Origin of the sequence: Leptolyngbya sp. O-77 (genome assembly GCF_001548395.1) — a bacterium.
Lineage (GTDB): Bacteria > Cyanobacteriota > Cyanobacteriia > Elainellales > Elainellaceae > Thermoleptolyngbya.
Genome location: NZ_AP017367.1, coordinates 311,492 through 337,864, shown reverse-complemented (window position 1 = coordinate 337,864; position 26,373 = coordinate 311,492). Strand labels below are relative to the sequence as shown.

Genomic DNA, 26,373 nt, shown 5'->3' with positions numbered 1-26,373 from the left:
TTGCAAGTGCCAGGGTCACGATGAATGGTGCGGTGGCGACTTGAGGGAGGGATGGAGTGCATCCAGGTTTTTTTGCACGGCAAGGGTTTCGGGATGTGCTTTGCCCAGTCGCCGCTCCAAAATTTCGAGCGATCGCCGATAGAGCGCTTCTGCCTGCTCTGTTTGCCCCTGATCCTGATACAGGTTTGCCAGATTGCAGAGACTGAAAGCGACTTTGGGATGGTCGTCTCCAAGCTGCTGTCTGCGGATCGAGAGCGATCGCCGATACAGCGATTCCGCCTCATCATAGCGGCCCTGCACCTTGTACAGCAGCGCCAGGTTGTTAAGACTGGTGGCCACATCGGGATGGTCGGCCCCAAGCTGCTGCTGGCGAATGTCGATCGATCGCCGATACAGCGCCTCGGCTTCGTCATAGCGCCCTTGCACCCGATACAGCGTCGCCAGGTTATTCAGGCTGCGGGCGAGTTCCAGGGGGTTGATGCCCGGTCGCTGGCGGAGCTTGAGCGATCGCAGATAAAGCGCCTCGGCTTCGTCATAGCGGCCCTGATCTTGATACAGCCCCGCCAGGTTGTGCAGATCGGTTGCCACATCGGGATGCTCGACCCCATAGAACCGTTCATCAATGGCGAGCGATCGCAAATACAACGCCTCGGCCTCGTCGTAGCGGCCCTGATCTTGATATAGCCCCGCCAGATTGTGGAGATCGGTCGCCACCTCCAGATGGCGCTGGCCATAGACTTGTTCATCGATGGCCAGCGCTCGCTGAAACAAGGGTTCCGCGTCGCAATAGCGCCCCTCTGCCTGGTAGAGCAGCGCCAGATTGTTGAGCGCGGTGGACACCTCAGGATGGGTGGGCCCCAGATGTTGCTCTCGCAACTGGAGCGATCGCTGAAATAACGGCTCTGCTTCGGCATAGCGCCCTTGTTTCTGGTAGATCGTGGCCAGCCGATCGAGGCTGCTGGCCAGATCCAGCGAGTCGGCCTGCCGCAGTTGCCCCAACAATCCCTCAAACTCGGTCGTCAAATGCCGCAAGTCCTTCTGAGCATCGGCACTAGCCAGCGCCTCCAGCGCAGGCAGCAGATAAGTTTTGAGTAATTCCAGATCGCTCATGCCATCCGCCTGCGCTGACCGAAACTCCTGCACCAGTTGCAGCGCCTGGAATCGGGCATCCCGAATGGCTGTGGTTGCTCCATCCTCTTCGTCAGCAGCATCCGCAGAATCGCTCCACACCACCTCCGTCAGCGCTAGCCGGGGGCTAAACCAGCTATTCATATCTGGCATGGCGTGGATGGCAGTCTGAAAAAAGCTAGGAGTCATCCACCAAATCTGGCGTAGGGGAAAGCTGGCGTAGCGATCGCGGTGATAGTTGAGCAGCCGCAGCGCTTCTTCGAGCGGCACTTGGGGACTAAAGGCCCTGGCAAAGCCCGTAATCGACACCACACCCGCCGACTGCCGACTCAGACGCTCGATCAGCTCAGCCACCGCATTGTGGGGCGACTGGTTAGGACGCAGCTCAATGTCCTGCACCAGGATGCCTCGCGGCTCCAGTGATGCCCTGAGATGCGCCATCACCTGTTGCCGCGAAAACTCTGAGCTATATTCCACTCGCGCCATTCCGGGCATCTCTCGTCCGCCCCACAGCACTAGCCGAGCGCCAATGTCGGCAATGCTGCCGGGAGGCGCTGGAGGCTGCGCTGAGGATGGCATCACGAGTTCTGGCATTGCGGCTAGTTTTGGCTGGTTTTGGCTTTTTTGACTAGTTTTGGCTTATTAAGGCTGGTTGGGACTGATTACAGTTGAGTAGGGCTGGTTGCAACTAAATTATGGCTAGATGGTTCCTCCTGGAAAGCGACCTTGCTTTCCGGCGGTCAAGTGTCCCTGCCGACCCAAAATATCCACGACCATTGGGTGTAGCCCAAACCAGCGCTGACCGTTAAACTCCTGCACGGCCCGCGAGTTCAACAGGGAATACATCACCGGGTCGGTCATTTGGGCTTCCTGCTCGCCTGCATAAATCCGTTTCATCCGTTCTACCTTATGGTCGTAGGTCACGACTTCTCGATCGTAAGGACTTTGCCCCAGCCGCCGCTCGTAGTCGCTGCGGAGGTTGACGATGGCTGCATCCAGGTCTGCGGCGCTGATCTGAGCGGCAGAGCGCAACTGAGCCGTGTCGGCGGCATAGTTGACCAGGGCAAACAGATCGCGCAGGTTGCCGCCAGAGGCGATCGCCACTCGCAGCCACTGGTTTTTTTCAAACAGGTTCAAATCCATCCGCGCCTGCAAGACTTTGCCCACAGCCAGGGAGCCAGGGCGATTCAGCTTGTGGTGGGGGTCGTAGACGGGCGTATCGGGAATCACAAAGCTGCAATCCATTGGGAAGGGCAGTCGCGGCGCAGCAGAGGAATAGTACAACCCAATAGGCAGCGTAAAAATCAGATGCGTCCGCAAATCCTGGAACAGGTTGGCATAGGTGACGAACAGTTCCTCGGTGCGCTCGGTGGGGATGCCTGCCCGGTCAAAGTCTTCGCCCACAAACAGCCACTCGTGGCCGCTGGCCGATCGGAGGTGCTGGTTGCACTCATCCAGCAAGGCGTTGGCGATGTCGATTAGCTTGATCAGGCGGCTGATGCGATATTCCACCACTTCGACTTTGCGTGTGGCGGCAAACTTGATTTCGCTCTTGAGGTTGGCAAATAGCCCCAACACCTTTCCCCAGAGCGAGTCTGCCGGAAGACCTGCGCCCGCTTCCAGTTGCATGGCGGCATCCTGGGCCTGCGATCGCATCTCGGTTTCTGTGGCAAACCAGTCCCAAATCTCCCGAAGCCGCTGGTCTGATGGGCGCTTGCCTGCGCCGCCTTGGTCTACGGGACGCGCCGTTCGCTCCGCTACCTCGGCCATCATCAACAGCAGCACATCCAGCGCCCGAAAATTGCCCGGATCAAGAGCCGTCATGGCGCTAAACCGGATGGCGCGAAACTGATCCCGAACGTGCGCCAGCAGCCGCGAAATCTCGGTCGATTTACCCACGCCGCGATGCCCCATGACGCAGGCTTTGAAAGGAATCCCATCGGCATAGGCCCGCCGCAAGCGCATCTGAATCCGCTGCATTCGGTCGCCACCCCGGACTTCGTTTAGCTCTTTGCGGTAGAAAGCTTTGAGTTCTTCAATGGTTTCCAGTGGCGCTTGCTGGAGCGTGCGATAGACCTCCGAGAGCGATCGCGCGGGAGTGTGTTGCAAAAGCCGGGGGCTGGGGGTCATGGCTGGGACACCGCTAGGGAAACCGCTAAACCGTTGGGAAACGGCTACAGTTGTCATCCTACTCTGGTTGCCCCATCCCGATGCGTCTGGATCGGCACGTTGAGATTCGGTGGCTTGGGGCTGGAAGTTGCCTCCCCATTCGGTAGGGTTTCGGTAGGGTTTATGTGTCTCTAGCGGCGAACCGCACAGACTTTGACTCAGTCCAGCCGTTTGCGGATGGCTTTGACCTGCACGGCCCGTCCTGCCAGTGTTGCGGTATTTCCTTCAAGCTGCACGTATATTTTCCCTGATAGCGCTTTTTGCAGCCCCTCGCGCTCATAGACCCGAATCTCTTCTGTGCCCTCGGTTTCTAGCGCATCCTCGCGGAGCCGATAGCCCAAGTCCGAGAGGATGGGGTCTAGCTGTTTCCAGAAGGTCTTCTTGCTTTTGAAGGGCAACTCGACGGACACCGAGCGGTTGAAATATGCGCCGATCAGCCCGCCCACAAGCCCGCCCATTAGCCCGACCTGCTGCGGAACCCCTGCGATCGCCGTATCCAGCGATAGTGCGGTGACTAGCGTGAATACAAGCGCAGTGCTGGCGAAGTAGTACAGAAATGTGGCGGTGAAACCAGGGCCAAACTGCATGGTGCGATCGCCTCAAGCGGAGTCTCTGGACGGGTTGAAATCTCCAGATCTAAACCTCCAGAAACTATCACGCTTGAGGCATACCGTTCAACTCATTCAGGCAGGGCTGGGGTGTCGTAATACCCAATTGAGTAAACAGCAGAGGATTGGATGCACCTGCGATTCGTTTTTTGCAATTTAATGGGCAAATGAATGAGCAAATCAACGAGTTAATGAATGGACAGGTTTTGATTTTTGGCTCATTGAGGCTTTAGGTAAAATACGCCCCGATAGCGCAACAAAAGTGCTGAATTTGGTGCTTCCTGGGGTTTCGATAAATGACCTTGAAAGGCAATCATGCTGCCGCGATATTTTCCGAAAATGATCGATGATTGGGCGATCGCCTCAGCAGACTCAAACTCGGGCTGGGAGTTAGATGAAAAGGAATTCATGGGGGCTTCTCCTGATTTGAATAAAGACCTGAAGTGGTCTTTGGGGGCGCGTTTTGACCTATTTTGAATTCAGTTCGATTCACCAAGATTCCAGGATGGCGCTCGTGTTTGCTGTCGCAATTGGGTGTGATTTCAATCACGATTGTTGGAGCGCGGCGAGAGGAATGATGGCTCCAAACTGAGCAGCGTGCCATATTCTTTAGTCCTTGAACTGGCTCATGCTCAGCCCATCAAAGCTGGGACAGAGGGTTAATGCAGAGTGGTGATCAGGTCGGAGGGTTGGGACTGGAGCGCCGCCGGGCGTAGGTCAAACAGAAACTCGCCAAAGTCTGCCAGCGTGTCCAGCCCGGTCAGGTTCATCACGACTTCGATCGCTAGCCAGCCAGCGGTTTTTTGAAGGATGCGTTTCCAGGGGGTGTTCATGGCGTGATCCTCAGCAAGCGGCTTTCCTGTGCCTACGAAGATTTATCGGCAGCGCCAGACGGAGTTATGCATCTTGGAAGGATCGGGTCTGGGCAGCGGAGTCTGGCTTGGCTAGCGTTCTGGAAATGAGAAGTTGGGAAACGAAATTTGCAGAATTTTCGAGACAGGATTTTCGAGATTTGCGAACTATTGGCGAAATTTGCGAAACATTGAGAGGGGCTGCCGTTGCCCGCGGTCATCCTCTAGATTGGAGTCCACGAGCGATCGCCCCCAAATCGCAACTGCCCACCAGACAGAAACTCTGATCACAAATGGCGCGTCAGGAATCTTGCGTTTGCAATGGGTTTAGCGATCGCCCCAGCAAGCCTTTCAGCAATCTTTCCAGCAATCTTTCCAGCAATAGGGTTACGGTGCCGTGGTGAAATTCGACTTTCTGCGTCAGCAGCCTCGCAAACTGCCTGCTTCTCGTCGGTCTGCTGCATTGCGTCGGCACGGGACGCGCCAGCCGCGCCCGTGGCAGCCCAGACTGTTGGGCTGGCTGGGGTTGCCGCTGTTGGCAGGCGGGATCTATGGAACCTTGGCCAGCGACACCGCAGCCCAGTCCAGGCAGCCAGCCAGAATGCAGTCTGCGGCAATTGGGGCCGCCTGGACCCCCAACCTGGCGCAGGCAGCACCCGTGGGGGAACTGGTCACTCAGGGCCGGCAGCTTGTGATCAACGGCCAAACTCTGCCGGGGGCGTGGACGGTCTGGCAGCGGCGGGTTGGTGTGGCGGATGTGGATCTGGCTCAGACGCTTGGCGTTCATCTGTTGAGCAATGTTGCGCCTCAGCAGCAGCCCGTACAGTGGTTTACAGAGCCGTCGCAACAGCCGCTCGTATTAGGAAGCTGGCTGACCCCGCAGCATCGCTATGTGGATGTGACCGATCTGGCGCGATCGCTCGGCTGGAATGTCTCCGTCAACGGGCCATCGCTGCAAATCGTGACCCCACGAGGGCAGATTAGTAATGTGCGACAGGGCAAGCAGACCTGGGGCGATCGCCTGGTGATAGATTTGAACCGGCCAGTTCCCTGGCGCGTTGCCGAAGACACGACGAGTTTTACCGTGACCCTGGACGGGGCGATCGATCCTGCCATCGCGCAGCAGCTTGCTGAAACGCTCAATCGCGAACCAGGCAATGTCATCACGGGGCTGACGATTTCCACGGCGGGCGATCGCACGCAGATTCGAGCCAACCTCTCGGCGCGGTTGCGCCCTCGCATTTCCATGCTGCCCAACCCGGCACGACTGGTGATTGACGTGCGTTCGGACGCGATGGTGGAGCGTACAATCTACTGGGCACCGGGCATCACGTGGCGACAGCAATACGTCGCGGTAGGCGCGGCTCGGTTTCCGGTTTACTTGCTGGAGCTAGATCTCCGCCAGCCGGGGCTATCCCTGCGCCCCATCTGGACTGATCCGGAGACTGCCGTGGGCACTGCGCCCCTGATTCGCACGGCCCAGCGCTGGCAGGTCGCAGCGGCGATTAATGCAGGATTTTTTAACCGAAATAATCAGCTTCCACTGGGCGCGATTCGCACCGAAAATCGCTGGGTGTCTGGCCCGATCTTGGGACGGGGCGCGGTGGGCTGGTCTGGGGCGGGGGACTGGTTGATGAGCCGCTTGGTGTTGCGAGAGGCCGTGAGTCCGGTTGTGGCGGGGGCCGTGGGCGATCGCTTTCCTATCCTCTCGCTCAACAGCGGACTGGTGGGAGCGGGCATCTGCCGCTACACCCGCGAGTGGGGCAGCACCTATACGCCTATCACCGATGGAGAGACGGTGGTGACTGTCCGCAACGATCAGGTTGTGGCTCGTCAAGTGGTTGCCAGCCAGGTTGCCAGCGCTCCCCTGCCGGGTGATCCCCCACCGCCTGCCGAACTGCCCAGACCGACGTTTCCAATCCCGACGGATGGCTATTTGCTGGTATTGCGGGGCAACGATGCCCTGGTGAATGCCTTTGTCCCTGGCAGCAGTGTCCGCTATGAGTCGGCTACGCTGCCCGCCGAATTTGACCGCTTTCCCAACATTCTGGGGGCTGGGCCGCTGCTGGTTCAAAATGGTCAAGTTGTTCTAGATGCCAGAGGAGAAGGGTTTTCGGACGCATTTATTCAGGAACTTGCGATCCGGAGTGCGATTGGCAGACGAGCAGAGGGCACTCTAATCTTGACAGCAGTCCATCCGCGAGTGGGTGGCCCTGGCCCGTCTCTGAGTGAGATGGCGCAGGTAATGCAGCGGCTCGGCTCTGTAGGGGCACTCAATTTGGACGGCGGCAGTTCTAGCTCTCTCTATCTCGGTGGGCAGTTGATTAACCGTCCAGCCAACACGGCAGGTCGGGTTCACAATGCCATCGGTATATTCCTGCAAAACCCGCAATAAGTTGAAAAGAGCAAGTTGAAAAGAGCCAGAATGCCTCGCCGTCTAATGGTTTGCCTGCACAGATCAGCATTTTTTGGGATTCATTTTGCGGTGACGTGCGCTTAGTTTAAAGATTGGGTGAAGTTTTACCGCTGTCGTTCAAGGGGTTGATAAATCCTGCCTGGTTGGTGGAATAGACACTGGTAACCCCCGGAGAATGTTGGTATGGTTTTGCACAGGTGGGCGATCGCTCTTGGCTTGGGTTCGGGCTTCCAGGCTTCGGGACTTTTATATCTTCTGCAAGTATCTCTTTGGGCGATCGGGTCTGGCCTGCCTATCGTCCTGGTGTGCATCCAAAGTTCTGAAGAATCTTCAGGCGGCCAGCTTTTGCAACGCCACGTCTGTCAGTGCAGCTTTCAACCAACGCAGCTTTCAACGCAACTTTAGTTTCGAGCGATAGTTTCAAGCGATGTCATTTCTTAAGGAGCAAAAGACTGTGACTCAAGCAAAAGAAGTAGCGCCTTCTACCCTTCCCTCTTCACCTGCGTCCGCGCTGACGAAGGGCGTTGCAGCAACAGAACTGCGCCCCTGGGGATCGTTTACGGTGCTGGAAGAAGGCCGGGGCTACAAGATTAAGCGCATTGAGGTGAAGCCAGGACACCGCCTCAGCCTTCAGATGCACCATCACCGCAGCGAGCATTGGATTGTGGTGTCTGGCACCGCCCGCGTCACCTGTGCTGAACAAGAAACCCTGTTATTTAGCAATCAGTCCACCTATGTTCCGCCCTGCACAGCCCACCGATTGGAAAATCCTGGCGTGATCCCGCTAGTGCTGATCGAGGTGCAAAACGGTGAATACCTGGGTGAAGACGACATTGTCCGCTATCAGGACGACTATGCCCGCACCCAATAGTTGCTGTGCTAAGTAGTGACTGTGCTAAGCAGTTAATAGCATTCAACGATACCCAATAATCATTGCCAACCTGCTCAAAACGTTGAAGCAGGTTGGAGTTGTCAAAAGCCTGGAGTGGTCAGTGCGATCGCCCCAGGTTTTTGTTTTGAAACCATCTGCTCAAATTCGCGCTAGTATAGACAACGCAGTGTTGCCTATATGGCATCAGTGCGCCCGGTGACTTAGGTTTTGTTTTGTCTAAACCTTGACAGTGCAGCAAGTCGATGGTGCAACTCAGTCCAGCCGCCGCCAGAGAAATTGAGCGGTTTCAAAGAACTCAGTCTGCTCCCACGGCGCTATTTCGGCTGGGAGTCCAGCCGGGTGGCTGCATGGGAACGATATACACCATCGGTTTGGCGGAAGTCTCCTCACCGGGCGATCGCATTTACGAGTCTGAGCAAATCCGAATTGTCGTCGATGCTCAGAGCCTTCCCTATGTGGAAGGGGTTTTGCTGGACTACTCAGAAGACTTGATGGGTGGAGCGTTTCGCTTCCAAAACCCAAAGGCGATCGCCACCTGTGAGTGCGGACACTCCTTTGTCGTTGCAGATGTGTAGCTAATGTGAGACTAGTGTGAGCCAATCTCTTGGCTCTCTCAGCCAAATTTGACAGAACCTCGGAAAACTCGGTAAGATTGAAGACTGTGAAAACTTGACCCGTCTATCGGCAAAATACGCCAGAGTCCATGCCTACTATCCAACAACTCATTCGGAGCGAACGTCAGAAAGCAAGTTCAAAAACGAAGTCCCCGGCGCTCAAGAGCTGTCCCCAGCGCCGAGGCGTTTGCACTCGCGTCTATACCACAACTCCTAAGAAGCCCAATTCCGCCCTCCGCAAAGTGGCGCGCGTTCGCCTGACCTCTGGCTTTGAGGTGACTGCCTATATCCCTGGGATTGGCCACAACCTGCAAGAGCACTCGGTGGTGATGATTCGAGGAGGTCGGGTTAAGGACCTTCCGGGTGTCCGCTATCACATCATTCGCGGCACGCTGGACACAGCAGGTGTGAAGGATCGGAAGCAGGGCCGCTCGAAATATGGTGCGAAGCGTCCTAAGCCCGCCGCTGCTAAGTAGTGCTGCTTAGGTTAGATCCAATTTTGAATTGGGCGATGCGCGGAAGCTTCTCTTGGCGGCTTCTCGAAGCTTGAATCTATCGGTTTTAGAATAGCGTCTGAGATTTAGCTTTATTCTTCATCGCGTCGGCTGCGTTAGAGCGTGTTAGGTTTTCGGAGTTTCGAGTCCGGTTCCCAGCACTTCGTACTTTGATGGGCCTAGAGGCTCAAGTTGTGGGTTGTCCGAGTGCTTGGTTGTTTGGCACTGCTATCGGGATTCTCTTCGAGTTTTGCCAAGTTTCTCTCAGTCGTTTTTATCTTTACTGTCCACTCTTCTTAAAGGTCTACAAAACACAAGGGCTACTAAAGTTATGTCTCGCCGTACCGTCATTCAAAAGCGTCCGGTTCCCCCAGACCCCAAGTACAATAGCCGCCTGGTTAGCATGATCGTTCGTCGAATCATGCGCTCAGGCAAGCGATCCCTGGCATACGGCATTGTCTATGACGCTTTTGATTTGATTCAAGAGCGAACTGGATCTGACCCGCTCGAAACCTTTGAGCGTGCAGTGAAAAATGCAACTCCTCTGGTCGAGGTGAAGGCTCGTCGGGTGGGCGGTGCAACCTATCAGGTTCCGATGGAAGTGCGATCGGAGCGCGGTACCGCTCTGGCCCTGCGCTGGCTAATTCAATTTTCTCGCTCTCGTTCTGGTCGAACAATGGCTGGGAAGTTGGCAAACGAGTTGATGGATGCTGCAAATGAGACGGGCAGTTCAATTCGCAAGCGCGAAGAAACGCACAAAATGGCTGAGGCGAACAAGGCATTTGCCCATTATCGCTATTAAGCAATCTGCCAGAACGTCTCTAGTTTTCCACTGTAGGTAGGGACTTTATCTTCTGAGGCGAAGTCGCACCTGGTGATTTTCAGGGGGTGTGAACCGGGTGTGAAAGATAAAGTATAGAATCTTAACAGACGCATCACAGACGCAGTTATGCGAACATTTGGCGGCAAGCACTTAAGGAGGTAGCCGTGGTACGAAGTATCCCGCTAGAAAGAGTTAGAAACATTGGTATTGCAGCCCACATTGATGCGGGCAAAACTACCACCACCGAGCGTATCCTGTTCTACTCCGGTGTCGTCCACAAAATGGGCGAGGTTCATGAAGGAACCGCTGTTACCGACTGGATGGCTCAGGAGCGAGAACGCGGGATTACCATCACGGCAGCGGCTATTAGCACTGCTTGGACGCGCCGCGACCCGAAAGATCCCACCCAGCCGCTTGCTGGAGAGCCAGAGCATCGCATCAACATCATCGACACTCCCGGTCACGTAGACTTCACCATTGAGGTGGAACGCTCAATGCGTGTCCTGGATGGTGTGATTACGGTTCTGTGTTCGGTGGGAGGTGTACAGCCGCAGACCGAGACCGTTTGGCGGCAGGCCGATCGCTACAAAGTTCCCCGGATCGTCTTTGTTAACAAGATGGATCGCACGGGTGCTGATTTCTTCAAGGTTTATAATCAGGTGCGCGATCGCCTCCGGGCGAATGCCGTTCCAGCGCAGCTTCCCATCGGTAGTGAAGACAATCTGAAAGGGATTGTCGATCTGGTTCGGATGCGTGCTTATATCTACACCAACGATCTAGGCACAGACATCCAGGAAACGGAAATTCCCGAAGAAATTCGCGAACTGGCTGAGGAATATCGGGTCAAATTGGTTGAAGCAGCCGCCGAAACCGATGACGCGCTGACCGAAAAATACCTCGAAGGCGAAGAACTGACCGAAGACGAAATCCGGGCTGCCCTCCGCAAGGGCACGATTTCGGGTCAGATTGTTCCTATGTTCTGTGGTTCTGCTTTCAAGAACAAGGGTGTTCAGTTGCTGCTGGATGCAGTGGTGGACTATCTACCTTCTCCCCTGGAAGTTCCTCCTATTCAGGGCACTTTGCCTGACGGCAGCGTTGCGTCTCGTAATGCCGATGATGACGAGCCTCTGGCTGCTCTGGCGTTCAAGATTATGGCTGATCCCTACGGTCGCCTGACCTTCATCCGGGTTTACTCCGGCGTGTTAACCAAGGGCAGCTATGTCTACAACGCAACCAAGGGTAAGAAGGAGCGGATTTCTCGTCTGATCGTTCTAAAGGCAGATGATCGCCAGGAAGTGGAAGAACTGCGGGCTGGCGACTTGGGTGCGGCCCTGGGTCTGAAAGATACCTTCACAGGCGATACGATTTGCGATGAGGCAAATCCAATTATTCTGGAATCTCTGTTTATTCCTGAGCCTGTGATCTCTGTTGCGGTGGAACCCAAAACCAAGCAGGACATGGAGAAGTTGTCCAAGGCTCTGCAAGCTTTGGCAGAAGAAGACCCCACCTTCAGAGTTCACGTTGATGCCGAAACGAACCAGACTGTGATTGCGGGCATGGGTGAGCTTCACCTCGACATTCTGGTGGATCGGATGAAGCGAGAATACAAGGTGGAAGCCAACGTTGGCGCGCCTCAGGTTGCCTACCGCGAGACGATTCGCAAGGCAGTTCGGGAAGAGGGCAAATTTGTCCGCCAGAGTGGTGGTAAGGGTCAGTATGGCCACGTTGTGATTGAAGTGGAGCCGGGTGAACCGGGTACTGGCTTTGAGTTTGTGTCCAAGATCGTCGGCGGTGCGGTTCCTAAGGAATACGTTGGGCCCGCTGAGCAGGGCATGAAAGAAGCCTGCGAATCTGGGATTCTGGCAGGTTATCCGGTGATTGACCTAAAGGTCACGCTGGTGGATGGGTCATACCACGAGGTGGACTCTTCAGAAATGGCATTCAAGATTGCTGGATCAATGGCGGTCAAGAATGCTGTGCTGAAAGCAGCGCCTGTCCTGTTGGAACCTATGATGAAGGTTGAGGTTGAGGTTCCCGAAGATTTCATTGGGAGCGTCATTGGCGACCTCAACTCTCGTCGAGGCCAGATTGAGGGCCAGGACACCGAACAGGGTACTGCTAAGGTTACCGCTAAGGTGCCGCTAGCGGAAATGTTCGGTTATGCGACCGATATCCGGTCGAAAACCCAGGGTCGTGGCATATTCACGATGGAGTTTAGCCACTATGAGGAGGTGCCTCGCAACGTGGCTGAAACCATTATTGCCAAGAGCAAAGGGAACGCTTAACTCAGGAGAAAGGGACAAGTAAATTCATGGCACGCGCAAAATTTGAAAGAACCAAGCCTCACGTCAACATTGGTACGATTGGTCATGTGGATCACGGCAAAACGACTCTGACTGCCGCGATCACGATGACACTGGCTGCTCTTGGGCAGGCTCAGGCTCGTAAGTATGATGAGATTGATGCTGCTCCTGAGGAAAAAGCTCGGGGCATCACGATCAACACGGCTCATGTTGAGTATGAGACTGAGAGCCGTCACTACGCTCATGTGGACTGCCCTGGCCACGCTGACTATGTGAAGAACATGATCACAGGTGCAGCGCAGATGGACGGCGCTATCTTGGTGGTGGCTGCTACCGATGGTGCTATGCCCCAGACCAAGGAGCACATTCTTCTGGCTCGCCAGGTGGGTGTTCCTAGCATCGTGGTGTTCTTGAACAAAGTTGACCAGCTGGACGACGAAGAACTGCTGGAGCTAGTGGAACTGGAACTGCGCGAGCTGCTCAGCGAATATGAGTTCCCAGGCGACGACCTGCCGATTATCCGGGGTTCTGGTCTGATGGCGCTGGAAGCCATGATCAAAGATCCGAAGACTCAGCGGGGGCAGAATGAGTGGGTAGACAAAATCTACGAACTCATGGACGCTGTGGATGAGTACATCCCGACTCCTGAGCGTGACATTGATAAGCCCTTCTTGATGGCGGTGGAAGACGTGTTCACGATCACAGGTCGGGGCACGGTGGCGACTGGTCGGATTGAGCGTGGCAAAATCAAGGTCAACGAGGAAGTTGAGTTGGTGGGTCTGCGTGACACTCGGAAGACCACGGTGACGGGGATCGAAATGTTCAAGAAGAGCTTGGACGAAGGTCTGGCTGGCGACAACGCAGGTCTGCTGCTCCGGGGTCTGAAGAAGGAAGACATTGAGCGGGGTATGGTGATCGCCAAGCCAGGTACGATCACGCCTCATACTGAGTTTGAGGGTGAGGTGTACGTGCTGACTGAAAAGGAAGGCGGCCGCAAAACGCCCTTCTTTGCAGGCTACAAGCCTCAGTTCTATGTGCGAACCACCGACGTGACGGGCACGATCAAGTCTTTCACGGCTGACGACGGTAGCAATGCAGAGATGGTGATGCCGGGTGACCGCATTAAGGTGAACGTTGAACTGATCAATGCGATCGCCATTGAGCAGGGAATGCGTTTTGCGATCCGTGAAGGCGGCCGCACCATTGGTGCAGGCGTGGTTTCAAAGATCATCAAGTAGTTCCTTTTGAGCGCTACTCTGGCTTTTTCTGGATGTAAGGCCGGAGTAGTGCTTTTAGAGGGTCAATTTTTGATTTCTAGCCTTCGGTTACGTAACTCTGAACCTTGAAATTTGGATAGTTTTAGATGGCAACTCTTCAGCAGCAAAAAATTCGGATTCGCCTAAAGGCGTTTGACCGTCGTCTTTTGGATACCTCCTGCGAAAAAATTGTGGAAACGGCAAATCGTACGAATGCTACAGCGATTGGCCCCATTCCAATGCCTACGAAGCGGCGGATTTATTGCGTCCTGCGATCGCCCCACGTTGACAAAGACTCCCGCGAACACTTCGAAACACGCACTCACCGCCGGATTATCGATATTTATCAGCCTTCCTCTAAGACAATTGACGCGCTGATGAAGCTAGATCTGCCAGCAGGCGTGGATATCGAGGTCAAGCTGTAAAGCGTGGCTCAAAGCCTCAGCACTAGGCTTCCCCGTATTAACAGCCTTTTTTCTTGAATGAGCTGTGAAATATTTCTGGAGAGTGACGTTTAGTAGCGCTTTCCAGAAATTTTTGCATTTGGGTTTTCTGAAGCGTTTCCTTGGATTAAGCTTAGGGGCGTGAGGCAATGTATTTTGTGCCTGTACCTATACCTATACCTATTCGGGGGTTACGTAGGCTGCTGTGATGCCGCCATCCACAGTGAAGGTTGTGCCGTTGACGAAGGACGATTCATCGCTGGCCAAGAAGAGAGCCGCCTGCGCCATTTCAACTGCCTTGGCAAAGCGCCCCGGGGGAATATGCACCAGGCGGCGCTGGCGACGGGCGGGATCTGCCAGTAGCTCTTGCAGGAGCGGCGTTTCCACTGGGCCGGGGCAGAGGGCGTTGGCACGGATGTTTTGCCGGGCGAATTCGACGGAGATTTCTCGCGTCATCGACAACACGCCGCCCTTGCTGGCTGTGTAGGCGATTTGCGCGGTTGCCGCGCCCATCAACGCCACAAACGATGCAGTGTTGATAATTGAGCCGCCGCCGGCCCGCAGCAGCGCTGGAATGCCGTACTTGCAGCCGAGAAACACGCCTTTGAGATTGATATCAAGGGTCAAATCCCAGATGTCTTCTTCGGTTTCCAGGACAGAACCATCTGCTGCGTGGAAGATGCCTGCATTGTTAAACAGCACGTTGAGCTTGCCGTAGGCTGCTTCAGCCGCGTCGATCATTGCCTTTGCGTCTGCTGCTTTTGACACATCTGCCTGAATGGCGATCGCCTCTCCCCCTGCTGCCTCAATCAGGCTAACCGTTTCCGTCGCTGTGGCCAGGTTTACATCACACACTGCCACCTGTGCGCCCTCTTTGGCGAAGAGAATCGCAGACTCACGCCCGATGCCGCTTCCGGCTCCAGTAATCAGGGCAACTTTATTCGATAGACGCATGTTTAGGATTTAGGGGTTAAGGGTTAAAAGGACAATACTGAGCGTTGCAGCGGGGGTCATGGTTTAGCTCTGGCGGCTTCTACGAGCGACTGAAACAAGCGCTGGTGGTTGGGGTCGGCGGGCGACAGTTCTGGATGCCACTGGACAGTGAACAGCCACGGATGGTGCCTGTGCTCCAGTGCTTCGATCAGCCCGTCAGCAGCCTGGGCTACAGGCTGCCAGCAATCCGGCAAGGTTTTAATCGCCTGGTGATGCCAGGAGACGACCGTAAGATGGGTCGTGCCCAGCATTTGGGCCAGGCGGCTGCCGGGCTGCACTTGGGCGGGATGCTGCACCGGGCGACGGGGATGGTCGAGCCGGTGGGTGACCGACTCGCCATAGACATCCGGCACATGGGTAATTAGCGTGGCTCCACTGGCGACACCGATGACCTGCATTCCCCGGCAGATACCCAGCGTCGGCACATTCGCGGTCAAAGCTGCCTTTGCCAAAGCCAGCTCGAACTCGTCGCGCTCCTCGTCTACCAGGTAAATCGTGTGGTGCGGTTTCGCCGCCATAGCGCTGGGGTCGATATCGCCGCCGCCAGAAAAGATTAGCCCATCCAGGGTGTCTAACAGCGCGGTCGGGTCGGCTTGGACGGGCGGCAGCAGCACGGGAAACCCGCCCGCAAGCTGCACGGCATCGACGTAGGTGGCAGGCAGGGTAAACTCGCCTGCTTCGCTGCGGCTATAGGTGGTGATTCCAATCAGGGGCGATCGCATTCGGTCAGGAAACGCACAGTGGGTAGATACACTTGATAGATATGGCAGATAGACTCTATCCGTCAATGCCGAGCCATCAGCATGGGCTAGATCGACGAGGATTCTGGGGAGGATTTGGGCATCATAGCAAGCGGCAGCCTCACGGTAAACGTTGTCTTTTGAAATGGGGTCGATTGACAGGTCAGAGTGCCCCCGTGGCGCTGCTCGACGATTTGACGGCAAATGGCCAGCCCCAGCCCGGTGCCCTTGCCCGTGGGCTTGGTGGTAAAAAACGGCTCAAACAGGCGGGCCTGTCGTTCGGGCGAGATGCCGGGGCCGTTGTCAGAAATATCAATCTGCACGTCGGTGTCGTTAGCTAAACTCACCTGCATCCAAATGGTGGGACAAAAATCATTTGCTGGACTGCTGTGTTTAGAGTAGGTGACTTGTTTAGAATAGGTGACTTGTCTAGAATGGATGCCCTCTTCAAGCGCATCAATCGCGTTCACCAGCAGATTCATAAACACCTGATTGAGTAGCCCTGGATAGCACTCGATTTCAGGAATTGCCTGATATTCTTTGATTAATTGAATCGGCGGGCGATCGCGCTTCGGCTTGAATCGATGACCGAGAATGACCAGCGTATTTTCTAGTTCTTGAACCAGATTTGCGACGCGCCGAACAGATTCATCCATTCGAGAAAAGTTGCGAAGCTGTTGCGTAATTTCTAAAGCGCGATCGCCCCCCATTTTCATTGAGCGAATCAGCTTCGGCAGGTCTTCTGCAATAAAGTCTAAATCGGCGCTGGCGATCGCCTGTTGAATTTCCACTGCTGGCTCTGGATAATACTTCTGATAAAGCCGCAGAATCCTGAGCAAGTCTTCGGTTTGGGCGCTAGCATGGTTGAGGTTCCCCACGACGAAATTAAGGGGATTGTTGACCTCATGGGCGACACCTGCCACCATTTGACCCAGCGTGGCCATCTTATCAGTCTGAATCAGGCTATGGGTGGCGACGGCGATCTCTGAGCGAGGCTTGACGATAAACACCTTCCAGTAGACTTTGGGAACTTGAAACAGTGAGGCGATCGCCATTTCTTGCAGCAGTTCATCTTGCTCTAGCTCAAACTTTTGCTGGAGATAATCCGTGCGATCGCTGCTGTTTGATATCGTCAAAATCGTCGCCAGCCGCTGCTCATCTTCGGGGCTGATTGCTTTACTTTCGGCGCTCAGCATGGGCATCGCTGCATCTGGCGAATTAGGTAGATCTTGAGGGGGTTGAAAGGTCTGCATGTCTACAAGCTGCGCTGCATTCAGGAGCGGCGAAAACAGTGGTTTTTTCTCAACTAGTTCTTGCAAGGTTATGAATGTTTCGATGGCTTTTCCGCTGGCGTGAGTCTGCGTTTTTTTCACCCAATCTGGCTTGGGAAAGGCAATAAACTGATTGCCGTAATCCAGCACGATAATGTAGCCACCCGTTTTTTTCTGCCATAGATTGACGGTCTCTTGCAGCCCCTCTAGCTTCAGATCGACCGTCACCACGCCTAAAAAAGCGCCCTGGCGATAGGCCGGGGCAGTGCAGGTAATCATCAGTTCGCTAGAGTGGGGGTCCATGTAGGCTTTGCTCCAGACGCACTGCCCAGGCTTGGCATACTTCCCCGCCACGTACCATGCTTCCTGGTGATAGCCCACATTGCACTGGTTATAGTCATCGAAAAACTGGAGCCGCCCATCGGCATCGCGCCCCCAAAAGAAGCTCTGGCGCTCGCGATCGCCCGCGAAGGCATACGGCTCGAACCAGACCCCACCACCGGCGATCGCCCCGTCATCTTGAAAGTTCAGCAGCGGCGGAATCACCTGCTGTACCAGGGACTCAATTGGGGGTAATGTTTCTGCCATGGTGGACATTGCGCGGGCCAAGGCCTCGATTTCCCGAACCCGTGCATACAGGTTCAGCACAAAGGCATTGCCAATCTGGTCGGTGATTTGAGAGGATTCCCGCAGAAAAGCACTGGTCGCAGTTCGCTCCGGGGGTTGTAGAAGAGCCATTCCAAGTAAGCGTTGTAAGCGTTGATGGGTCGGATTGTTTACTTCAGCTTCGTTGCGCCCCGATTTCGTTGTGGATCTGCCTAAACGCTCATCGTAAGATGGCTTTCACTGAGCAATCGTGTCTAATTTGACCACTCATCTCGATATGTTGCCCGCACCTCAATAACCAAGCTCTGAAGCCAAGGTGTGATTGATTTGAGGTTCTAAACTCTCAGCATGGCAAATTTTAAGCAAGTTGTCCAAGTGAAAATTCGGAGGAAACGTAAGGGTCTTATAAACGGATGCCTCAGGTCTCCAGAGTGAAGATCTCCAGAGTGAGTCCCCTAGCGTTCCAGCAGCTTAAACGCGGCTTCTAGTGTGTCGGCCTCGGTGGCGGGTTTGTCGGTACGCCAGCGCAAGATGCGGGGAAAGCGGACGGCGATGCCCGACTTGTGGCGAGTCGATCGCAGGATGCCTTCAAAGCCGATCTCGAACACCTGCACAGGTTCGACCGATCGCACGGGGCCAAATTTTTCAATCGTGTGCTTGCGAATCCACTTGTCGAGGGCTTCGATTTCGGCATTGTCTAGCCCGGAGTAGGCTTTGGCAAAGGAGACCAGGGTTCCTTCGTGCCACAGGGCAAATGTGTAGTCTGTAAACAGGTTTGCCCGTTTGCCGCTACCAGCCTGTGCATAAATCAGCACTGCATCCAGCGTCATGGGTTCCACTTTATATTTCCACCAGTAGCCACGCTTGCGCCCGACCAGGTAGGGACTGTTCACTGATTTAATCACTAAGCCCTCTGCACCACGTTCACGAGAGCTTTCGCGAAGCGATCGCATCTCGTCCGTAGATCTGAACTTTAAGACGCTGGATAGTGTGACAAAATTTGGGTCGGCAGCTTTCAAGACAGATTCCAGAAGCGTGCGGCGATCGCCCAATTCTTTTTCGCGAATGTCTTCGCCGTTGTGTTCCAGCAGGTCGTAGGCGATGAAGTGAACGGGATTCTCTTGCATGATCTTTTGGGTGACGCGCTTGCGCCCCAACCGCTTCTGCAAATGGTTAAAGCTGAGGGGTCGCCCGTCCGCCCAGCACAGGATTTCGCCATCAAACACCAGCCCATCCGGCAGCGTGAGAAAGTAGGCGGCCAATTCGGGAAACTGATCCGTCACCAGGTCTTCGCCGCGCGACCAAATAAAGACCTGCCCCGCCCGCCGAATGATTTGCGCCCGGATGCCGTCCCATTTCCACTCCGCCCACCAGCGCGAAAAATCCTCCGTGGCAAACCGATCTTCCTCCAGCGGCGAGGCTAGAAAAAACGGGTAAGGACGTGTTGGCGAACTCAGGGCTTCCGCTGCCTCAATCTGCGTCAGGCTTTCAAAAAACTCGACCGTCGGCTCAAACTCGCCCATCAGCCGATGCGCTATGACGGGTTCGGGAATGTTGAACTCCTGGGCGATCGCCCGAATCACTAGCTTTTCAGACAGTCCCATGCGAAACGCGCCCGTCAGCACCTTGTTCAGCACAAACACGCCTGTCGGGTTCAGCGCTGCCCACCACGACACCACCAGCGTTTTTAGGTCTTCTTCCGACTCGACCTGCTTTGCCTGGGGAATCATCTCCTCCATCCAGAGGTACAGCGGCAGGTTTTCAGCCGTTTGGACAGAGGGGGTCGCTAATTGCAGACTGGCGTGGCTTTGCATCAGCAGAGCAATCACCTCCGCCGAGTCACCTACCTGCGCGTAGCAGTCTTCAAAGAGCCAGTCGGGAATGTCGGAGATTTGCAGAAAAATATCCCGCAGCACCCGCGAGGTGATGAGTCGCTTGCGCGGTTTGCCCAACAGCAGGTACAGCGCCCAGACAGAGTTTGCTGCCGTTTCTTCGCGCAGATATCGCCGCAGGGCAGCAACCTTGGCGTTAGTCGAGGTCGTCGCGTCAATTTCCTGAAATAGCTGGGTAAACCGCTGCATCGGGAGTGTCTGCGCTAAGGATGGCAGGGTCAGGGCGTTCGGGATCGTGCTTCAATCTGGGCGATCGCCGTTACTAGTTCTTGTGGCTCATGCACCAGTGCGTCGGGTTTACAGGCGGCCAGGGCAGCGGTGGAGTTGAAGCCCCAGCCAACAGCAATGACTGGAATGGCGATCGCCTGGGCTGCTTCAATATCCCGCGTCTCGTCGCCCACGTACACCATCGAAGCCGGGTCAAGCTGACGCTGACGGGCGATGCGGCGGATGCTGCGCCCTTTGCCGAACAGCGCCACACCAGGCTGAATATCGTCAAACAGCCCTTCCATTTGATGATTTCTCAAAAAGGCGACGACGTTATCAGCCGTGTTGGAGGTAACGATGCCCAGGCGATGCCCCTGCTGCCGGAGTTGCACCAGCGCAGGCTGAATTCCGGCGATGGGCTGGAGTTGGTTAATTTCCTGACTCATTTCTACTTTCAGGCGGCGCAGCAGCAGCGGCAGCCGAAACATGGGGATGTTGGACTGGCGAATAATCTCTCGCGAACTCAGGTTTTGCAGCCGCTTGATCTCGCTGGGGCTGGCGGGTTCATAGCCAAATTCGCGGGCAAGTCGGTTGGTGATTTGCAGCACCGCATCAAAGGAGTCTGCAATGGTGCCATCAAAGTCAAACAGGATGGTTTTCACGAGAGCCAAATCGAGAGGGGTGGATATTACCGCCTGAGATGGGTGAATAGCCGGGCGATTTGTCGTTAGGATCAAAATAGTTCGAGTTAGACTAGAAGGCTAGATAGATTAGAAGCCGTAGGTAGACCTTGAGCGCAACTCTACCTGAATTTAATAACCCCTTGAAATAGCCACTTAAACCAGAACTTAAACCAAAAACCGAACCTTCATCATACGCTGCGGGGTGAGCGATCGCCCGATGCAGTGATAAAGAACTCAGGCATGTAGAACCTGGTGGCATAGTCTTATAGAGTGGTCGCCCAGATCTGGTTTAAGCCACCCCACCCCTGAATCTTGACCCGCCTTGAGTTCCCTGGCCCTCATTACAACAGTGACGCACGATGGAAAATAACCTGCGAGTCGGTAATCTTTTTGGCATTCCTTTTTATATCAATCCCTCCTGGTTTTTGGTGCTAGCGCTGGTGACGTGGAATGACGGAAGCTGGCTAAGCTACCAGTTTCCTCAACTGGGAGCGCTGGCGTGGGTGCTGGGACTGGTGACGGCGCTGCTGCTGTTTGCGTCGGTGCTGGCGCATGAACTGGGGCATAGCTGGGTGGCGCTGCGCCAGGGGACGGAGGTAAAATCCATCACGCTGTTTATCTTTGGCGGGCTGGCTAGCCTGGGTGAAGAGTCAAAAACACCCGGCGAGTCATTTCGGGTGGCGATCGCCGGGCCATTGGTGAGCCTGTTTCTGTTTGGCGTGCTGCACGCTATCGGCAGCTTTAGCGGCATTACTGGGCCGCTGGCGGCAATGGTGGCGCTGCTGTCTTATGTGAACTTGGCTCTGGCAGTTTTTAATATGATTCCGGGGCTGCCGCTAGACGGGGGTAACGTGCTGAAAGCGATCGTCTGGAAAATTACCGGCAAGCCCTATCGGGGTCTCGCTTTTGCTAGCCGCGTCGGTCAGGTGTTTGGCTGGCTGGGCATCGGGCTGGGGCTGGCTTCGACGCTAGGGCTGACCAACATCGGCAGCGTGTGGACGCTGCTGGTGGGCTTTTTCTTGTTGCAAAATGCAGGGCGATCGGCGCAGGCAGCCAGCGTGCAGGAACTCATGAGCGGCTTGACCGCCGCCGACGCAGTTATCCCTAACAGTCCGGTAGTACCTGCCCAAAGCTCTTTACGTGAGTTCGCAAACAACTACATCATTGGCAATCCCGTGAACTGGAAAAAGTATCTGGTCACGGACGAAGCAGGTAAGCTGGCCGGCGAGATTTGGGTCGATGACATGAAGCAAGTGCCTACCAACGACTGGTGGAATGTATCGGTGCAGTCGCTGGTGAAGGTCGCTGAGGAGATTCAGACCGTGCCCGCTACCACGCCGCTGCTAGAGGTTATCGACCTGCTGAGCGAGCAGGTTCCTGCCCTGGCGGTGGTGAAACCGGAAGATGGCTCGGTGCTGGGTCTGCTGGAAAAATCGTCGATTTTGATGGCGCTCCAGAAGAAATCTGAAGCTCAACCCGCCTAGATTGGGGATTATTGAGTTGAGGCATCTGGGCTATTACGGGATAACCCCGAAGCGCAGTCAGTCTAGACGGTTGTCTACACTGGAAGCGGCAGAGCCATTAATACTCTCAATGCTCTGAAGACATGCTCTGAAGACATGCTTTGCAGAAATGCTTTGCAGTACGTGGGTCAGAGAACCATGCAGAAATTTCGTTGCTCGCCACAGCGCCGTTCTCAATTGCTCCAGCAACGACTTTGCTCTGTGGCCTGGGGATTGGTCATAGCTGGGTTGGGAACAGGCTGTGCTTCTATCGCAGGCAACTCAGGAGAGCCGATGCCCAGCTCAGAACCCGTGGCGATCGCCCCTCCTACCCCTGTTCCTGCTACATCCGCCGCTCCCGCCGCCCAACCCCCCAGTGACCCCTATTCCCAGGCGTTAGAGCAGGCAGCCAATGCGGCGAATATCAGCCAAGCGGCGCAGTCCCAGGACGATTGGCGACTGGCTGTGAGCCGCTGGCAGCAGGCAATTCTACTCATGCAGAAGGTGCCTACTACCAGCCCCAATCACCCCAGCGCCCAGAGCAAGCTGGGAGAATATCGCCGCAATTTGGCGATCGCCCAACAGCAGGCCAGCCGCGGCCCCGGAGCCGATGCCAGCGTGATTTTCAGCGCCCCGCCGTCGCCCCGCCCAGCAGGTGACAGCAGCCCTCCGCCTGCCTCAGCCCAAAATCCAGTGAGCGATTCGACCCACTCGCCTGGTGCAAACCAAGCTCTGGAACCTCAGACTAGTGCGGCGATCGCCGAACCACCGACCGCCTCGGCCAACTTCCGCACGCCGATTGTGCGTCGCGCTGGGGGAACGCCCGTAATCCGCGTGACGTTCAACGGCGGGCCCAGCTTTGACATGATCCTCGACACCGGAGCCAGCGGCACGCTAATCACGCAGCGCATGGCGGCTGCCCTGAATCTGCGCCCTACGGGTACAGCTACGGCTAATACCGCTAATGCCCGGAACGTCACATTCCCAACCAGCACCATCGACTCAATAGAGGCAGGTGGTCTGGTGGCGCGGAACTTGTCAGTGGCGATCGCCGGCCCCGACCTCACCATCGGCCTCCTGGGCAATGACTTTTTCGGCAACTACGATGTCGTCATCCGCCAAAACGAAGTCGAGTTCCGCGCCCGATAATCCAGACATAATACAAAAGCCACCTAGCTGATCAAATTCAAAGACTAAGCAGTGATTTCTTTCCAGAATCCATCTTCTTCTCTGGCTCCATTGATATGGAGAATATGTGATACGGAGGATATGGAGATCGTCGTCACGCTCTCTAGTATCCACCTTCTTCAGGGAGATCAGGAAACATCAATTCAACGAAATCACTTCTAACCCAACCTACAACCCCTGAACGGGTCAAGCGCACTTTGAACCAGCAGTAGCCATCTGAGGCAACTCTTCCTTCCAAGGCGTTATCAACCTCGTCTCCAACCACTGCTTGATACCGAACTGAATGATGGGTTCCAGCACCAGCCCGCACGTTGACGCGGGAACCGGGATCTTGCCCAGTGATATGACCGCCCAAATCATCTAGAGGATCATGCCGACAGATTTGTGCCTGCGTTCTCCCGAAGGGAGCAACATTTGCAACGGTTTGTGCTGACCCAGTGAAGGGAAGCAGCACAGACAGCAGCAGACTGGATGCGACCCAGAAAGTGTGTTTCATAGCTCGACGTTATGTTTCATCCCCTTCCAACCTATGCGGCTGACCCGCTGGCTAGCCGCGTTGGGACTACGGAAATGATCACGGAGGGTAAAGCATGGGGTCGAGAATCTACGGAAAAGTCTGCGCCTAGGGTTTTGGGGAGTTCTTGAGGGCAACAGGTGGACTCTTCATGGCCTATCCATTGGGCCAGGCGCTTAACCAGTCGCCTAGATTGTATCCACTGCGAATAATCAGGGGCGATGCTTCAAGTCGAGGCTCGGTCGGAACTTTCCGATCTACCCCGCCCCAAGTCATCGCCCCTGCGTGAGGATTGTATTGCTGCGTAAGCTGTGACCAAAGGCTAGAGCGAACTCATCACCATGCGGGCAGCCTGAATCGTTTGGTCGATGTCTTCGTCGGAATGGGCCAGCGACGTAAAGCCGGCCTCAAACTGCGACGGAGCCAGGTATACGCCCTGCTCCAGCATTCCCCGGTGGAAGCGACCAAACTTTTGTAGATCAGACTTTTTGGCATCTTCGTAGTTATGCACCGGGCCAGCGGTAAAGAAGAAGCCGAACATGGCGCTGATGGAGCCGCCGCAGGCCGCGTGTCCGGTTTCTTTAGCAACTTGCAGCAAGCCGTCGGAGAGCTTCTTGGTGATGCGCTCCAGATATTCGTAAGTCCCCGGCCGCTGAAGCAGTTCCAGGGTCTTGATGCCCGCCGTCATCGCCAGTGGATTGCCCGACAGCGTGCCCGCCTGATACATCGGCCCGGCCGGGGCCACCATTTGCATAATGTCTCGTCGTCCGCCGTAGGCTCCAACGGGTAGCCCGCCGCCAATGACTTTGCCCAGGGTGGTCAGGTCGGGGGTAATGCCAAATTTCTCCTGTGCGCCGCCGTAGGAAATGCGGAAGCCTGTCATCACCTCGTCAAACGTCAGCAGCGCGCCCTGTTCGCGGGTGATCTCCCGCAGCCCTGCCAAAAAGCCCGCATCTGGCGGAATAAAGCCCGCATTGCCCACCACAGGCTCTAGAATCACACCAGCGATTTCGCCGGGGTTTTCGGCAAACAGGGCTTTCACAGCTTCCAAATCGTTAAATGGCGCGGTGAGCGTGTTGGCGGTGGTGGACTTGGGCACGCCGGGCGAGTCGGGCAGCCCCAGCGTGGCCACGCCGGAACCCGCTTTCACCAGAAACATATCGGCGTGGCCGTGATAGCAGCCTTCAAACTTGATCACCTTTTCGCGGCCGGTGAAGGCTCGCATCAGCCGCAGCACGGCCATGCAGGCTTCGGTGCCAGAGTTCACAAAGCGCACCATTTCAATGCTGGGCACGGCATCGATCACCATTTCCGCCAACACGTTTTCTAAATAGCAGGGTGCGCCAAAGCTGGTGCCCTTTTCGGCGGCTTCCTGGATGGCTTTGATGACGTCGGGATGGGCGTGCCCGCAAATCGCCGGGCCCCAAGTGCCGATATAGTCGATATAGCGGTTGCCGTCTACGTCCCACATGTAGGCATCTTTGACGCGATCGATGACGAGGGGCTGACCGCCGACGGACTTAAAGGCGCGAACCGGCGAATTGACTCCGCCGGGCATGAGCTTTTGGGCTGCGGCAAAGATTTCTTCTGAACGGGTTGTTTTTAAGCTAGTCGTACTGGTCAAGGGTTTCTCCTGTGTGTCGTGTGGACGGATTTTGTAAAGGATTGCGCCTGCTGGCTTGAGGAGGAAGGACGCTCGGCGCACTGCACATTTCATTATCCTACGTGGTGGAGTAGGGTTAAAGTGCTGGGTGGTGGGCAGGAGTGAGCCAATGCTGATTCGACAATTGCTGAGTTGCGATGAGTTTGTGGCGGGCGATCGCACGCTGCTGCGCGAACTGCTGCATCCCGACAAGCAGCCCATCGACCTGCGCTATAGCCTGGCCCACGCCACCGTAGCCCCCGGCGATACCTCCACGCCCCACGCGCTGCGAACTTCGGAGGTGTATTACATCCTCAGCGGGGTGGGGGAAATGCACATTGGCGACGAAGTGCAGCGGGTGGAACCGGGAGATGCGATCTATATTCCGCCCAATGCGCGGCAGTTTATTCATAATATTGGTACAGAGCCGCTGGTGTTTCTCTGCATTGTCGATCCGGCGTGGCGCATAGAAGATGAGGTAGTGTTTGAGTAAGTCTTGATACACTCGACGCTAGCAACTCGACGCTAGCAAATGGAAGCAACCTGAATCCTATGGCTTTGAAACTCTACGGCGGGGCCCGCAGCCGCGCCTCCATCGTTAAGTGGTATCTGGAAGAACTGGGGCTGCCTTACGAGTTTGTGCAGCTCGACCTGCAAGCTGGAGAACATCGCCAGCCCGAATATTTGGCGATTAACCCCTTTGGCAAAGTGCCCGCAATTGTGGAAGACGGTTTTGCGCTGTGGGAGTCAGGCGCAATTTTGCTCTATTTGTCCGATCGGCATGATGCCACGCTCACGGCAGAACAGCGGGCCTGGGTGGCGCAGTGGGTACTATTTGCTAACTCTACTCTGAGTACGGGGCTGTTTGTAGAAGCGGTGCGCGATGCCGAAACGCCGCGCCTGCTGAGCGGGCTGGAGGGGCAGCTTGCCGCGCGGGAGTGGCTGGTGGGCGATCGCCTTTCTGCCGCCGACATTGCGGTGGGTTCTATCCTGGCCTATGCCATGCTGATGCTAAAGCAAGACTATGCCGACTATCCGGCGATCGCCGCTTACCTGAAGCGCTTGGGCGATCGCCCTCCATTCCAGCGCACAATGATGGGTCGGGGCTAGCGCTGCGGCTGGTTTCTACACCGCCAGT

The 26,373-nt window shown here is 55.7% G+C and carries 24 protein-coding genes; 13 read left to right on the top strand and 11 right to left on the bottom strand.

Annotated elements, in window-relative coordinates; translation table 11 throughout:
* Positions 1–15: 15 nt before the first annotated feature.
* The 3 genes from O77CONTIG1_RS01475 to O77CONTIG1_RS01465 form a co-directional block, all read right to left on the bottom strand.
* Positions 16–1,707, bottom strand: coding sequence for a tetratricopeptide repeat protein (locus O77CONTIG1_RS01475; RefSeq protein ID WP_197673293.1), 1,692 nt, complete (start codon positions 1,705–1,707; stop codon positions 16–18).
* Positions 1,708–1,827: 120 nt separating this feature from the next.
* Positions 1,828–3,258, bottom strand: coding sequence for a hypothetical protein (locus O77CONTIG1_RS01470; protein WP_068507472.1), 1,431 nt, complete (start codon positions 3,256–3,258; stop codon positions 1,828–1,830).
* 197 nt (positions 3,259–3,455) lie between these two features.
* Complete coding sequence (locus O77CONTIG1_RS01465; RefSeq protein ID WP_068507470.1) at positions 3,456–3,884, bottom strand: hypothetical protein; 429 nt, start codon at positions 3,882–3,884, stop codon at positions 3,456–3,458.
* A gap of 336 nt (positions 3,885–4,220) precedes the next feature.
* Between O77CONTIG1_RS01465 and O77CONTIG1_RS24085 the strand changes: the two genes are divergently transcribed.
* The gene (locus tag O77CONTIG1_RS24085; protein WP_156434815.1) at positions 4,221–4,382 is read left to right on the top strand and encodes a hypothetical protein; all 162 of its coding nucleotides are present in this window, start codon (positions 4,221–4,223) and stop codon (positions 4,380–4,382) included.
* Between the two features lie 182 nt (positions 4,383–4,564).
* On the opposite strand, the gene O77CONTIG1_RS25095 is transcribed toward O77CONTIG1_RS24085, so the two are convergent.
* Positions 4,565–4,738, bottom strand: coding sequence for a hypothetical protein (locus tag O77CONTIG1_RS25095; RefSeq protein WP_172799621.1), 174 nt, complete (start codon positions 4,736–4,738; stop codon positions 4,565–4,567).
* A gap of 415 nt (positions 4,739–5,153) precedes the next feature.
* Here O77CONTIG1_RS25095 and O77CONTIG1_RS01460 point away from each other — a divergent pair, with 415 nt between their 5' ends.
* The 8 genes from O77CONTIG1_RS01460 (at position 5,154) to rpsJ (ending at position 13,979) form a co-directional block, all read left to right on the top strand.
* Complete coding sequence (locus O77CONTIG1_RS01460) at positions 5,154–7,151, top strand: phosphodiester glycosidase family protein (RefSeq protein ID WP_068507468.1); 1,998 nt, start codon at positions 5,154–5,156, stop codon at positions 7,149–7,151.
* A 475-nt stretch (positions 7,152–7,626) separates the two neighbouring features.
* Positions 7,627–8,043, top strand: a complete 417-nt coding sequence (locus O77CONTIG1_RS01455) for a phosphomannose isomerase type II C-terminal cupin domain (RefSeq protein ID WP_068515845.1) — start codon at positions 7,627–7,629, stop codon at positions 8,041–8,043.
* Positions 8,044–8,306: 263 nt separating this feature from the next.
* Positions 8,307–8,639 (top strand): HesB/IscA family protein, encoded by a 333-nt coding sequence (locus O77CONTIG1_RS01450; protein WP_068507466.1) that lies wholly within the window; start codon positions 8,307–8,309, stop codon positions 8,637–8,639.
* A 128-nt stretch (positions 8,640–8,767) separates the two neighbouring features.
* Positions 8,768–9,154, top strand: coding sequence for a 30S ribosomal protein S12 (rpsL, locus tag O77CONTIG1_RS01445; protein ID WP_068507464.1), 387 nt, complete (start codon positions 8,768–8,770; stop codon positions 9,152–9,154).
* Positions 9,155–9,503: 349 nt separating this feature from the next.
* Positions 9,504–9,974: a 30S ribosomal protein S7 gene (gene rpsG / locus O77CONTIG1_RS01440; protein ID WP_068507462.1), complete on the top strand. Its 471-nt coding sequence runs from the start codon at positions 9,504–9,506 to the stop codon at positions 9,972–9,974.
* Between the two features lie 185 nt (positions 9,975–10,159).
* Entirely contained in the window at positions 10,160–12,280 is a 2,121-nt protein-coding gene (gene fusA / locus O77CONTIG1_RS01435) for an elongation factor G (RefSeq protein WP_068507460.1), read from the top strand.
* Between the two features lie 26 nt (positions 12,281–12,306).
* Positions 12,307–13,536, top strand: a complete 1,230-nt coding sequence (tuf, locus tag O77CONTIG1_RS01430) for an elongation factor Tu (RefSeq protein WP_068507458.1) — start codon at positions 12,307–12,309, stop codon at positions 13,534–13,536.
* 125 nt (positions 13,537–13,661) lie between these two features.
* Positions 13,662–13,979, top strand: coding sequence for a 30S ribosomal protein S10 (gene rpsJ, locus O77CONTIG1_RS01425; RefSeq protein WP_068507455.1), 318 nt, complete (start codon positions 13,662–13,664; stop codon positions 13,977–13,979).
* 198 nt (positions 13,980–14,177) lie between these two features.
* On the opposite strand, the gene O77CONTIG1_RS01420 is transcribed toward rpsJ, so the two are convergent.
* The 5 genes from O77CONTIG1_RS01420 to O77CONTIG1_RS01400 all read right to left on the bottom strand — a co-directional run bounded on the left by O77CONTIG1_RS01420 (position 14,178) and on the right by O77CONTIG1_RS01400 (position 20,368).
* Complete coding sequence (locus O77CONTIG1_RS01420) at positions 14,178–14,951, bottom strand: glucose 1-dehydrogenase (RefSeq protein WP_068507453.1); 774 nt, start codon at positions 14,949–14,951, stop codon at positions 14,178–14,180.
* A gap of 56 nt (positions 14,952–15,007) precedes the next feature.
* Positions 15,008–15,712, bottom strand: a complete 705-nt coding sequence (locus tag O77CONTIG1_RS01415) for a gamma-glutamyl-gamma-aminobutyrate hydrolase family protein (protein ID WP_068507452.1) — start codon at positions 15,710–15,712, stop codon at positions 15,008–15,010.
* Between the two features lie 86 nt (positions 15,713–15,798).
* Positions 15,799–17,739 (bottom strand): ATP-binding protein, encoded by a 1,941-nt coding sequence (locus O77CONTIG1_RS01410; RefSeq protein WP_068507448.1) that lies wholly within the window; start codon positions 17,737–17,739, stop codon positions 15,799–15,801.
* A gap of 323 nt (positions 17,740–18,062) precedes the next feature.
* A complete protein-coding gene (locus tag O77CONTIG1_RS01405) occupies positions 18,063–19,688 on the bottom strand; it encodes an ATP-dependent DNA ligase (RefSeq protein WP_068507445.1) in 1,626 nt (541 codons plus the stop codon).
* Positions 19,689–19,717: 29 nt separating this feature from the next.
* On the bottom strand, positions 19,718–20,368 hold the full coding sequence (locus O77CONTIG1_RS01400; protein ID WP_068507444.1) for an HAD-IA family hydrolase: 651 nt from the start codon (positions 20,366–20,368) through the stop codon (positions 19,718–19,720).
* A gap of 380 nt (positions 20,369–20,748) precedes the next feature.
* On the opposite strand from O77CONTIG1_RS01400, the gene O77CONTIG1_RS01395 reads away from it, so the two are divergent.
* Both O77CONTIG1_RS01395 and O77CONTIG1_RS01390 read left to right on the top strand, forming a co-directional pair.
* The gene (locus O77CONTIG1_RS01395) at positions 20,749–21,873 is read left to right on the top strand and encodes a site-2 protease family protein (RefSeq protein ID WP_068507442.1); all 1,125 of its coding nucleotides are present in this window, start codon (positions 20,749–20,751) and stop codon (positions 21,871–21,873) included.
* Between the two features lie 312 nt (positions 21,874–22,185).
* The gene (locus O77CONTIG1_RS01390; protein WP_068507440.1) at positions 22,186–23,040 is read left to right on the top strand and encodes a TIGR02281 family clan AA aspartic protease; all 855 of its coding nucleotides are present in this window, start codon (positions 22,186–22,188) and stop codon (positions 23,038–23,040) included.
* Positions 23,041–23,182: 142 nt separating this feature from the next.
* Here the strand turns inward: O77CONTIG1_RS01390 and O77CONTIG1_RS24080 are convergent, their stop codons facing one another.
* Both O77CONTIG1_RS24080 and hemL read right to left on the bottom strand, forming a co-directional pair.
* The gene (locus O77CONTIG1_RS24080) at positions 23,183–23,575 is read right to left on the bottom strand and encodes an SH3 domain-containing protein (RefSeq protein WP_156434813.1); all 393 of its coding nucleotides are present in this window, start codon (positions 23,573–23,575) and stop codon (positions 23,183–23,185) included.
* A 340-nt stretch (positions 23,576–23,915) separates the two neighbouring features.
* Positions 23,916–25,151 (bottom strand): glutamate-1-semialdehyde 2,1-aminomutase, encoded by a 1,236-nt coding sequence (gene hemL / locus O77CONTIG1_RS01385; RefSeq protein ID WP_286132671.1) that lies wholly within the window; start codon positions 25,149–25,151, stop codon positions 23,916–23,918.
* A gap of 214 nt (positions 25,152–25,365) precedes the next feature.
* Here hemL and O77CONTIG1_RS01380 point away from each other — a divergent pair, with 214 nt between their 5' ends.
* Together O77CONTIG1_RS01380 and O77CONTIG1_RS01375 are read left to right on the top strand one after the other, a co-directional pair.
* The gene (locus O77CONTIG1_RS01380; protein WP_068507437.1) at positions 25,366–25,728 is read left to right on the top strand and encodes a cupin domain-containing protein; all 363 of its coding nucleotides are present in this window, start codon (positions 25,366–25,368) and stop codon (positions 25,726–25,728) included.
* A gap of 59 nt (positions 25,729–25,787) precedes the next feature.
* Positions 25,788–26,345 carry a glutathione S-transferase family protein gene (locus O77CONTIG1_RS01375; RefSeq protein WP_068507435.1) on the top strand — a complete coding sequence of 186 codons (558 nt, stop codon included), beginning with the start codon at positions 25,788–25,790 and terminating at the stop codon, positions 26,343–26,345.
* Positions 26,346–26,373 lie beyond the last annotated feature (28 nt).

Coding starts and splice junctions, on each gene's coding strand:
- O77CONTIG1_RS01475 (WP_197673293.1), bottom strand. CDS start 1,707: ATGCCATCCTCAGCGCAGCCTCCAGCGCCTCCCGGCAGCATTGCCGAC.
- O77CONTIG1_RS01470 (WP_068507472.1), bottom strand. CDS start 3,258: ATGACCCCCAGCCCCCGGCTTTTGCAACACACTCCCGCGCGATCGCTC.
- O77CONTIG1_RS01465 (WP_068507470.1), bottom strand. CDS start 3,884: ATGCAGTTTGGCCCTGGTTTCACCGCCACATTTCTGTACTACTTCGCC.
- O77CONTIG1_RS24085 (WP_156434815.1), top strand. CDS start 4,221: ATGCTGCCGCGATATTTTCCGAAAATGATCGATGATTGGGCGATCGCC.
- O77CONTIG1_RS25095 (WP_172799621.1), bottom strand. CDS start 4,738: ATGAACACCCCCTGGAAACGCATCCTTCAAAAAACCGCTGGCTGGCTA.
- O77CONTIG1_RS01450 (WP_068507466.1), top strand. CDS start 8,307: ATGGTGCAACTCAGTCCAGCCGCCGCCAGAGAAATTGAGCGGTTTCAA.
- rpsL (WP_068507464.1), top strand. CDS start 8,768: ATGCCTACTATCCAACAACTCATTCGGAGCGAACGTCAGAAAGCAAGT.
- rpsG (WP_068507462.1), top strand. CDS start 9,504: ATGTCTCGCCGTACCGTCATTCAAAAGCGTCCGGTTCCCCCAGACCCC.
- tuf (WP_068507458.1), top strand. CDS start 12,307: ATGGCACGCGCAAAATTTGAAAGAACCAAGCCTCACGTCAACATTGGT.
- rpsJ (WP_068507455.1), top strand. CDS start 13,662: ATGGCAACTCTTCAGCAGCAAAAAATTCGGATTCGCCTAAAGGCGTTT.
- O77CONTIG1_RS01420 (WP_068507453.1), bottom strand. CDS start 14,951: ATGCGTCTATCGAATAAAGTTGCCCTGATTACTGGAGCCGGAAGCGGC.
- O77CONTIG1_RS01415 (WP_068507452.1), bottom strand. CDS start 15,712: ATGCGATCGCCCCTGATTGGAATCACCACCTATAGCCGCAGCGAAGCA.
- O77CONTIG1_RS01410 (WP_068507448.1), bottom strand. CDS start 17,739: ATGGCTCTTCTACAACCCCCGGAGCGAACTGCGACCAGTGCTTTTCTG.
- O77CONTIG1_RS01405 (WP_068507445.1), bottom strand. CDS start 19,688: ATGCAGCGGTTTACCCAGCTATTTCAGGAAATTGACGCGACGACCTCG.
- O77CONTIG1_RS01395 (WP_068507442.1), top strand. CDS start 20,749: ATGGAAAATAACCTGCGAGTCGGTAATCTTTTTGGCATTCCTTTTTAT.
- O77CONTIG1_RS01390 (WP_068507440.1), top strand. CDS start 22,186: ATGCCCAGCTCAGAACCCGTGGCGATCGCCCCTCCTACCCCTGTTCCT.
- O77CONTIG1_RS24080 (WP_156434813.1), bottom strand. CDS start 23,575: ATGAAACACACTTTCTGGGTCGCATCCAGTCTGCTGCTGTCTGTGCTG.
- hemL (WP_286132671.1), bottom strand. CDS start 25,151: ATGCCCGGCGGAGTCAATTCGCCGGTTCGCGCCTTTAAGTCCGTCGGC.
- O77CONTIG1_RS01380 (WP_068507437.1), top strand. CDS start 25,366: ATGCTGATTCGACAATTGCTGAGTTGCGATGAGTTTGTGGCGGGCGAT.
- O77CONTIG1_RS01375 (WP_068507435.1), top strand. CDS start 25,788: ATGGCTTTGAAACTCTACGGCGGGGCCCGCAGCCGCGCCTCCATCGTT.